Below are 8,987 nucleotides of genomic sequence, written 5' to 3'. Positions count from 1 at the left end.
GTCAGCCGGGGGCATCGGAAAGTCGCGCAGGTTTTGCGGGCGCACCCAGGCGAGGTTTTGGCCCTCCTGTGGGGCGGCGATGCCCTGCCAGCGACGGCAGGCGAACAGCGGCATCAAAAGGTGGAAGTCATCATAAGTGTGGCTGGCGAAGGTCAGCGGTGCGAGGCAGCTTGCCCAAGTGTCGATGCCGAGCTCTTCTTTCAACTCGCGGACCAGGGCGTGTTCCGGGGTCTCACCGGGTTCGACTTTGCCGCCGGGAAATTCCCACAAACCGGCGAGGGATTTGCCTTCGGGGCGTTGCGCAAGCAGAACGCGGCCTTCGGGGTCGATCAGGGCGACGGCGGAGACGAGGAGGGTTTTCATAGGGTCGCTTTGCTGGAATGGAGAAACCGGGGGCCAGCCCCCAGACCCCCGGAATATTTAAGCCAATGTGAAATTCAAGAGCGGTAGTCGGCGTTGATTTCGATGTAGCGGTTGGTCAGATCGCAGGTCCAGACCGAGCGCTTGGATTTGCCAAGCCCCATGTCGACGGCGATCACCAGTTCGGGTTGCAGCATGTAGGCCGCGCCGTCTTCTTCTTTATAGTCAGGATTGCGCCAGCCGTTTTCGGCCACGAGGATATCGCCAAAGCGGATGCTCAGCTTGTCGCGATCCGCCTCGGCACCGGATTTGCCAATCGCGGCGACGATGCGGCCCCAGTTGGGGTCTTCGCCCGCGATGGCAGTTTTCACCAAGGGCGAGTTTGCGATGGCCATCGCGACCTTGTGCGCGTCGCCATTCGAGGCAGCGCCAGTCACCCGCACTTCGACGAATTTGGTCGCGCCCTCGCCGTCGCGGATCACCTGATGCGCGAGGTTCATCATCACGCCGCGCAGCGCGGTCTCGAAGGCTTTCAGATGCACCCCTTTCAACTCGGCGGCTTCGGATTTGCCTGTCGCCGCCAGCAGCAGCGTGTCGGAGGTTGAGGTATCACTGTCGACCGTGATCGCGTTGAACGTGTCGTCGGTGTTGCGCGACAGCAGTTTTTGCAGGTTGATGGCGCTGATTTTCGCATCGGTGAAGATATAGACCAGCATCGTCGCCATATCCGGCGCGATCATGCCCGAGCCTTTGGCGATGCCCGCGATTTTCACCTCACCGCCATCGGCCTGAATCGTGGCAGCCGCACCTTTCGGAAAGGTATCGGTGGTCATCATCGCATGGGCGGCCATCTCGATGGCATCTTCGCGCAAAGCCCCGGCGAGATCGGTGATCTTGTCGGTGATTTTGGCATAGGGCAAAGGCTCGCCAATCACCCCGGTAGAGGAGGAGAACACGCGCGACGCGGGGATGCCCAAGGCATCGGCCACCCCGATGGTGACGGCGGCGACAGCCTCATCGCCGACACGTCCGGTGAAGGCGTTGGAGTTGCCGGAGTTGACCACAATCGCAGCGCCTGCATCGACGGGCACTTTCAGCGCCAGTTTCGCCTGACAATCGCGCACGCAGGCCGAACGGGTGGTGGAGCGGGTGAACACCCCGGCCATCGCTGTGCCGGGGGCAAGACGCACCAGCATCACATCCTTGCGGTTCTGGTATTTGATGCCAGCCTCAACGGCGGCAAATTCCACCCCTGCAATCTGTGGCAGGGCCGGGAACATGGCGGGGGCCAAGGGCGAAACCGGCTTGGCTTTCTTCAGCTTTACCGCAGCTTCGGGCTTTACGGCTTTCAGCTTGGCTTTCAAAGCCTTGACCTTCGCCTTCAACTCTTTCTTCGCCATCATAGCCCCCTTCAGATCTTACAGTTTTCGCGCCATCGGCATGGGTGTTGCGGCCAGATGGCTTTCCACACCCATACCAGATTTATAAAGCGACCGCGTAACGCTTATTTGTCCAGCAATGTCGCATCGCCGAGCAGGTTCGGATCAACAGCCTCACCGGGCTTTTCGATCTTGGCAGCTTCGGTCAGGGCTTTGATGTGGTCCTCGACAACCTTTTGCTCGATACCCTGCGCCAGTTCATCGCGCATCTCATCCAGCGTCGGTTTTGCAGCGATACGGGTTTCGCTGACCAAGATCAGATGCCAGCCGAAATCGGATTTGATCGGGCCTGAAACTTCACCTACCTTGGCGGCGACAACGGCATCTTCAAACGGCTTGACCATCGCACCCAGACCAAACCAGCCCAGATCGCCGCCCTGCGCGCCCGATCCGGTGTCGGTGGAGTTGGCCTTGGCGAGGTCGGCGAAATTCGCGCCGCCAGCAAGTTGCGCTTTCAGCTCGTTCGCCTTTTCCTCGGTATCTACAAGGATATGCGCCGCATGATATTCGGTGGCGGGCTTGGCATCCTTGAACTTGTCATCATAGGCCTTTTGCAGCGCTTCATCGCTGACGGCGGCTTCCACCACGGGCTTCAAGGCCGCGTTCGACAGATAGCCGAGACGGTCATTTTCCAGTTGCAGCGTGTCTTTCTTTGACAGCTTGCCTTCCAGCGATTGCGCCAGCACGGTTTGCTGCACCAACTGATCCAGAATGCCTTTGAACAGCACATCGGCGGGCAGGGTTTTATACTGATCCGGCAGGCTTTCGCGTGCCACTATCATGTTGCCCAGTGTGATATTGGTGCCGTTGACGCTGGCGATCACCGTATCGGCGGTTGGTTCTTGCGCCAAAGCCGGGGCTACCAGGGCGAAGGACAGCGCCATCCCTGCCATAAACCGCATCGCTTTTGCCATCTCACGCTCTCCTGATCATGCCGCGACCCTGCGCGACGTTGACTATGCCAGACCTTCCCCTTACATCGCACGGGTCGCGTGTGACGCGGGCTGCCCAGCCTTGACGCCCTTCTAAGGAAGGCAGACGAAGCGGGCAAGCCAGAGCCTCACACGATGTTGTCAATAACGGTTGTCAATAACGACCGGGCGGAGAAAACATGCTGGGTCTTGGATCACTTGCGCGGAAGATGTTTGGAACGCCGAATGACCGAATGGTCAAATCGGTGCGCCCCTTGGTGGCGAAAATCAACGCGTTGGAGCCCGAATTCGCGGCGCTGAGCGATGATCAGATCAAGGCGAAAACCGCCGATTTTCAGCGGCGTATTGCGGGCGGCGAAAGCCTTGACGCGCTGCTGCCGGAAGCCTTTGCGAATTGCCGTGAGGCTGCCAAGCGCGCCTTGGGTCTGCGGGCGTTTGATGTGCAGCTGATGGGCGGGATCTTCCTGCATCAGGGCAATATCGCCGAAATGCGCACGGGGGAGGGCAAGACGCTGGTGGCGACTTTCCCGGCCTATCTGAACGCGCTGTCGGGCAAGGGCGTGCATGTGGTGACGGTGAACGATTACCTCGCCAAGCGCGATGCCGAATGGATGAGCAAGGTTTACGGTGCCTTGGGGCTGACCACCGGCGTGGTCTATCCGTATCAGGGCGAAGTTGAAAAGCGCGAGGCGTATCGCGCCGACATCACCTATGCCACGAATAACGAATTGGGCTTCGACTATCTGCGTGACAACATGAAAGCCTCGCTGGAGGAGATGAACCAGCGCGGCCATAATTTTGCGATTGTCGATGAGGTGGATTCTATTTTGGTCGATGAGGCGCGGACTCCGCTGATCATCTCTGGCCCGTCGCAGGATCGCAGTGAGCTGTATCAGCTGGTCGATAAGCTGATCCCGCTGCTGAATGAGACGCATTTCAAGCTGGACGAAAAGACCCGCAACGTCACCTATTCGGAAGACGGCAACGAGTTTATCGAAAACGCCTTGCACGAGGCTGGCATTCTGCCCGAGGGCCAAAGCCTGTACGAGCCGGAAAGCACCACCATCGTGCATCACGTCACGCAGGCTTTGCGGGCGCACAAGCTGTTCACCCGGGATCAGCAGTATATCGTCCGCGATGGCGAGGTGATGCTGATCGACGAATTCACCGGTCGGATGATGAAGGGCCGCCGTTTGTCGGATGGTTTGCATCAGGCGATTGAGGCGAAAGAGTGCGTGGCTATTCAGCCAGAGAACGTCACTTTGGCATCGGTGACCTTCCAGAACTACTTCCGGCTTTATGACAAGCTGGCGGGGATGACCGGCACAGCCTCGACCGAGGCCGACGAGTTCATGGAGATTTACAAACTGGGCGTGGTCGAAGTGCCGACCAACCGCGAAGTGAAGCGCAAGGACGAGCATGATGCGGTGTATCGGACCGCGCGTGAAAAGTTTGAAGGCGTGGTGAAAACCATTCAGGAAGCCCATGCGACGGGCCAACCGATCTTGGTCGGCACCACCTCGATTGATAAATCCGAAGCTTTGTCGGAAATGCTGAAAGCGGCGGGCATCCCGCATAACGTGCTGAACGCGCGTCAGCATGAGCAGGAAGCGCAGATCGTTGCCGATGCGGGCAAGCTGAACGCGGTGACGATTGCCACCAACATGGCGGGCCGTGGCACCGACATCAAACTCGGCGGCAACGTCGAGTTCAAGGTGATGGAGGCGATCACCGCCGACCCGCATCTGCACCCAGATGAGGTGCGCGCGCGGGTTGAGGCCGAACATGCCGATGAAGAAGAAGCGGTGAAGAAGGCTGGCGGTTTGTTCGTTCTGGCGACGGAACGCCACGAATCACGCCGGATCGACAACCAGTTGCGCGGCCGTTCGGGCCGTCAGGGCGATCCGGGGCGGTCTTCGTTCTTCCTGTCGCTGGAAGACGATCTGATGCGGATATTCGGCTCGGAACGTCTGGATGCGGTGCTGTCCAAGCTGGGCATGAAGGAAGGCGAGGCGATTGTTCACCCGTGGGTCAACAAATCGCTGGAGCGCGCGCAGGCCAAGGTCGAAGGCCGCAACTTTGACATCCGCAAGCAGTTGTTGAAGTTCGACGATGTGATGAACGACCAGCGCAAGGCGATCTTTGGCCAGCGCATGGAAGTGATGCAGGCCGAGGATCTGGGCGAGATCGTGATGGATATGCGCCATCAGGTCGCTGAGGATCTGGTCGATCACTACATGCCACCGAAAACCTATGCCGACCGTTGGGACACCGAGGCGCTGCACGAGGCGTTGATCGAAAAGATGGGGCTTGATCTGCCGGTGGCCGCCTGGGCTGCGGAAGAGGGCACCGATCAGGAAGCCATCCGCGAGCGGATCGTGGCAGCCAGCGATACCCTGATGGGCGAAAAGCTGGAGGCTTTCGGGCCGGACTCGATGCGCAACATCGAAAAACAGCTGTTGTTGCAAAGCATTGACTCGAAATGGCGCGATCACTTGCTGCGATTGGAACATCTGCGCTCGGTCGTGGGGTTCCGCGGTTATGCGCAACGCGATCCGCTGAACGAATACAAGACCGAAAGCTTCACGTTGTTTGAATCGATGCTGAACTCGCTTCGGCAAGATGTGACGCAGAAGCTGGCGCAAATCCGGCCGATCAGCCAAGCCGAGCAAGAAGCCATGATGGCGCAGTTCATCGCGCAACAGCAGGCCGCACAGGCCGCCGCGCGTGAGGCCGCTCCGGTGGAAGCGGCGCCGGTTGTGGCGGCAGCGGCTTTGGCGGCTCCGGGCTTTGTGGAAAGCGATCCGAGCACTTGGGGCAATCCAGGACGCAACGATCCCTGCCCCTGCGGTTCGGGCCAGCGGTTCAAGGCTTGCCACGGCAAGCTGACCTGATCAGATCACATTGTTGACCAAGGGCAGCTTCGGCTGCCCTTGCCTATTTATTGCCCCCGTTTTCGGAAACATTCCTTGATTGCGCCGCATCCGCGCCGCGTTTAAGGATCAGAAGCGCCCAAACGGATTTCTTTGGAGGAACCGATGGCGGTGGATATGAAGCGCAAGTTGGCCCGTGGCATCGCCGTGATCGCGATTGCGCTGGGGGCTGGGCAGTTGGTGCAGGGCATGTCGAACAAGGCCGCGCCCGTGCGGGTGGCTGAAGATAAACTCGCCAAGAAACCCGAAAAGCTTGAACGGGTGGCCGCGACAGATATTGCCACCAAGCCCGCGGCCGCACTGGCAGAACCCGCGCAGCCCAAACCACCGCTGTTGGCAGAAGCTGCAACATTGCCCGCAGTTGTGACGCCCGCCGAGGTTGCCCCGGTTGCCAAGATCGCTCCGCAGGAACCTGCGCCGGTTGTTCAGGCTGTGGTCGATCCCTGTCCGGTGACGCTGGAACTTTCGACGGCTGAGAACGCGCTGATTTCGCTGACGCTGGTGGCGCCTTGCCACGCGAATGAGCGGGTGGTGCTGAAACATGCGGGCCTGACCGTGACCGCGAAAACCACGGTGACCGGGGCCTTGTTCACCGATCTGCCTGCGCTGGTGCAGGATGCGACGGTCGAAGTGATGTTCAAGGACAACAGCGCGGTTGAAGCCTCGGTCAGCGTGCCCCAACTGGCCACATTGCGCCGTTTTGCGGTGCAATGGCAGCAAGACGATGCCTTCCAGCTGCATGGCTTTGAAGCGGGTTCCGATTTCGGCGGGGCGGGCGATGTAACTGCCGCCACACCGCATCAGCCTGCGGCAGGGGTTCCGGCCAAGGGCGGATTTCTCAGCGTGTTGGGCGATGCTTCGACCGATCTGCCGATGTTGGCACAGGTATACACCTATCCGAAAGACAGCGCCGCCAAGCCCGAGATCGTGGTGGAAGCTGCGGTCACCGAAGCAACCTGTGGCCGTGAAGTGCTGGGCCAGACGCTGCAAACCGTGCCGGGTGCGGTGAAGATCACCGATATGTCGCTGGCGATGCCAGAATGTGATGCGATTGGTGACTATCTGGTGTTGAAAAATCTTGTGCCGGACATGACTATCGCCGCTGCAAACTAAGGGTCGGAACCTCAAGGTCAGGCGGGGCGGTTTATGAAGCGTTACTGGTGCGCGGCGATCATCGCCGCGCTTTTGCCCTATCTGGCTTTGCCCACAGTAGGGATGGCGCAGGACGTCACGCTGACCTCACGCGATGGGGCGCTGGCGATTGCCGGGACGCTGCAAGGCTATGACGGTGAGTTTTTCCGCATTGAAAGTGCCTATGGCCCGCTGACCATCGACGCCACCGGCGTGATTTGCGATGGCCCCGCCTGCCCCGATCTGACCGCGCCGAAAGCCGTGATCCGGCTGGTGGGAGAGGCCGATGCTGGGCGGGCGCTGCTGCCGCCACTGATCGCGGCTTTCGCCAAATCACGCGGCTTGCTTTATGCGGCCCCTGCCACGCCAGACGCAGCCGCGATCCTGACCGATCCTGCGACGGGCAAGGTGCTGGCCGAGATTTCCTTCCGCGCGCTGCCCCCCGATCAGGCCCGCACGGAACTGAAAGCCGGGCGGGCCGAGTTGATGGTGGCCTCGGTGGTCGAGCCGGATCTGGGATCGAAGGCGATGGCCTTGGATGCTTTGGTGCCGATTGTGGCGCCGGACAATCCGCTGCCGGGGATTTCGACGATTGATCTGGCACAGGTTCTGGCCGGAGAGGTGAAGAACTGGGCAGAGGTTGGCGGCCCGGATATGCCCTTGGTGCTGCATGGGCTGGCACCGGACAGCGATTTGCAGCGCGCGCTTTCGGCGCGGCTGGGACGTGATCCGGCGGCAAGCGTCACCCATGCAGATTTGCAGATCCTGGCGGATGCGGTGGCCAAAGACCCTTGGGCGATTGCGCTGACCGGGCGGGCGTCGGTCGGGGTCGCGCGGGCGCTGCCGCTGTCGGACAGTTGTGGCTTTCCGTTGTTGCCCAGTGGCTTGGCAGTGAAAGCCGGAGATTATCCGCTGACATTGCCGGTGTTTTTGCTGACACCGCGGCGTCGCCTACCGCTGATGGCGCGCGAATTTCTGGAGTTTCTGACACTGCCCACAGCGCAGGCGGCGATTGCCGGCGGCGGCTATATCGACCGTAGCCCCGAAAGCCAGCCGATGACGGCGGACGGCTTGCGGCTGATCAATGCCATTCAGGGTGCGGGGGCCGAGACCACCTTGGCCGATCTGAAACGGCTGGTCGATCTGATGGATGGCGCGGATCGTCTGTCGCTGACCTTCCGGTTTCAGGACGGCACCTCTGCGCTGGATGCGGCAAGCCAGGACAGTCTGGCCGAGCTTGCGCAGCTGATCGAGGCGGGGGTGTTTCGCGACAAGGCGGTGATCCTGGCCGGATTCTCGGACGGCTCGGGCGAGGCGAAGGCCAATCTGGAGCTGTCACGCGATCGTGCCGATGGCATTCTGGCCGCGTTGAAACAGGCCGCCGCTGTGCCCGAAGCCGCGCTGCCTCGGGTAGAAGCGTTTGGCGAAGCCCTACCAATGGCCTGCGATGAAACCGCCGCGGGCCGCCGTCTGAATCGTCGGGTGGAGGTTTGGCTGAAACCGTCCTTCGCCCCAAGCCAGCCCTGAACCCGCGGAGCCTTCATGCAAAAAGACCAGTTGCGCGAGATTGCCGAACGTCAGATGCCAGCGGTTGTGCCAGAGCTGGTGCCCGGCACGTTTCGCTGGAACGTGATCGACGACCTGCCTGCGCTTGGCAATCTAGGGATCGAACTGGGCGTCGCGGCTGGATCTTTTTCGGCCAAGATGGTGGCTTCGGGCAAGTTCGCGCGGTTCTGGGGCGTCGATATGTATGCCGATTCGCATAACACCGCCGAGTATAAATCCGCGCTGCGTTTGGTCGGGTTGGAGCAGAACTACCATCTGCTGCGGATGACCTTTGATCAGGCGATAGACCTGTTTCCCGACAACTACTTCGATTTCATCTATATTGATGGCTATGCCCATACCGGCGAGGAAGGCGGGCGGACGCTGCTGAACTGGTATGCCAAACTGAAACCCGGCGGCATCATGGCGGGGGACGACTACGATCTGCAGAGCTGGCCGCTGGTGGTCTGGGCGGTGCATGATCTAGTGCAGCAGTTGGGCCTGCATCTGAAGATCACCGACAAGACCGCCGACGCGACCTATAGTCGCTTTCAGTCGTGGTTCTTCAGCAAACCCACGCAATCTGCGCCCGTAGCCTTGGCCGCCAATGCCGCGCTGATCGCGTTGGGCGACGCCGAAAAGCAACG

7 protein-coding genes are annotated in these 8,987 nt (G+C 60.6%); 4 read left to right on the top strand and 3 right to left on the bottom strand.

Annotated elements, in window-relative coordinates; genetic code table 11:
* From U1A24_RS00035 to U1A24_RS00025, 3 genes are all read right to left on the bottom strand, one after another.
* Window positions 1–363 (bottom strand): (deoxy)nucleoside triphosphate pyrophosphohydrolase (locus U1A24_RS00035; RefSeq protein WP_322319949.1); only part of this gene is annotated, 363 nt, incomplete at its 3' end.
* Window positions 364–437: 74 nt separating this feature from the next.
* Window positions 438–1,760: a bifunctional glutamate N-acetyltransferase/amino-acid acetyltransferase ArgJ gene (gene argJ, locus U1A24_RS00030; protein WP_322319948.1), complete on the bottom strand. Its 1,323-nt coding sequence runs from the start codon at window positions 1,758–1,760 to the stop codon at window positions 438–440.
* Window positions 1,761–1,864: 104 nt separating this feature from the next.
* Window positions 1,865–2,713, bottom strand: a complete 849-nt coding sequence (locus tag U1A24_RS00025) for a peptidylprolyl isomerase (RefSeq protein ID WP_322319947.1) — start codon at window positions 2,711–2,713, stop codon at window positions 1,865–1,867.
* A gap of 197 nt (window positions 2,714–2,910) precedes the next feature.
* Here U1A24_RS00025 and secA point away from each other — a divergent pair, with 197 nt between their 5' ends.
* The 4 genes from secA to U1A24_RS00005 form a co-directional block, all read left to right on the top strand.
* Window positions 2,911–5,625: a preprotein translocase subunit SecA gene (gene secA, locus U1A24_RS00020; protein ID WP_322319946.1), complete on the top strand. Its 2,715-nt coding sequence runs from the start codon at window positions 2,911–2,913 to the stop codon at window positions 5,623–5,625.
* 156 nt (window positions 5,626–5,781) lie between these two features.
* Complete coding sequence (locus tag U1A24_RS00015; RefSeq protein ID WP_322319945.1) at window positions 5,782–6,777, top strand: hypothetical protein; 996 nt, start codon at window positions 5,782–5,784, stop codon at window positions 6,775–6,777.
* Window positions 6,778–6,810: 33 nt separating this feature from the next.
* A complete protein-coding gene (locus tag U1A24_RS00010; RefSeq protein WP_322319944.1) occupies window positions 6,811–8,322 on the top strand; it encodes a phosphate ABC transporter substrate-binding/OmpA family protein in 1,512 nt (503 codons plus the stop codon).
* Window positions 8,323–8,337: 15 nt separating this feature from the next.
* Window positions 8,338–8,987, top strand: a 650-nt coding sequence (locus U1A24_RS00005) for a class I SAM-dependent methyltransferase (RefSeq protein WP_322319943.1), incomplete at its 3' end; no start/stop codon positions are given.

The sequence above is a fragment of the Cypionkella sp. genome (assembly GCF_034376685.1).
GTDB lineage: Bacteria > Pseudomonadota > Alphaproteobacteria > Rhodobacterales > Rhodobacteraceae > Cypionkella.
This window is presented reverse-complemented; position numbering and strand designations above follow the sequence as displayed.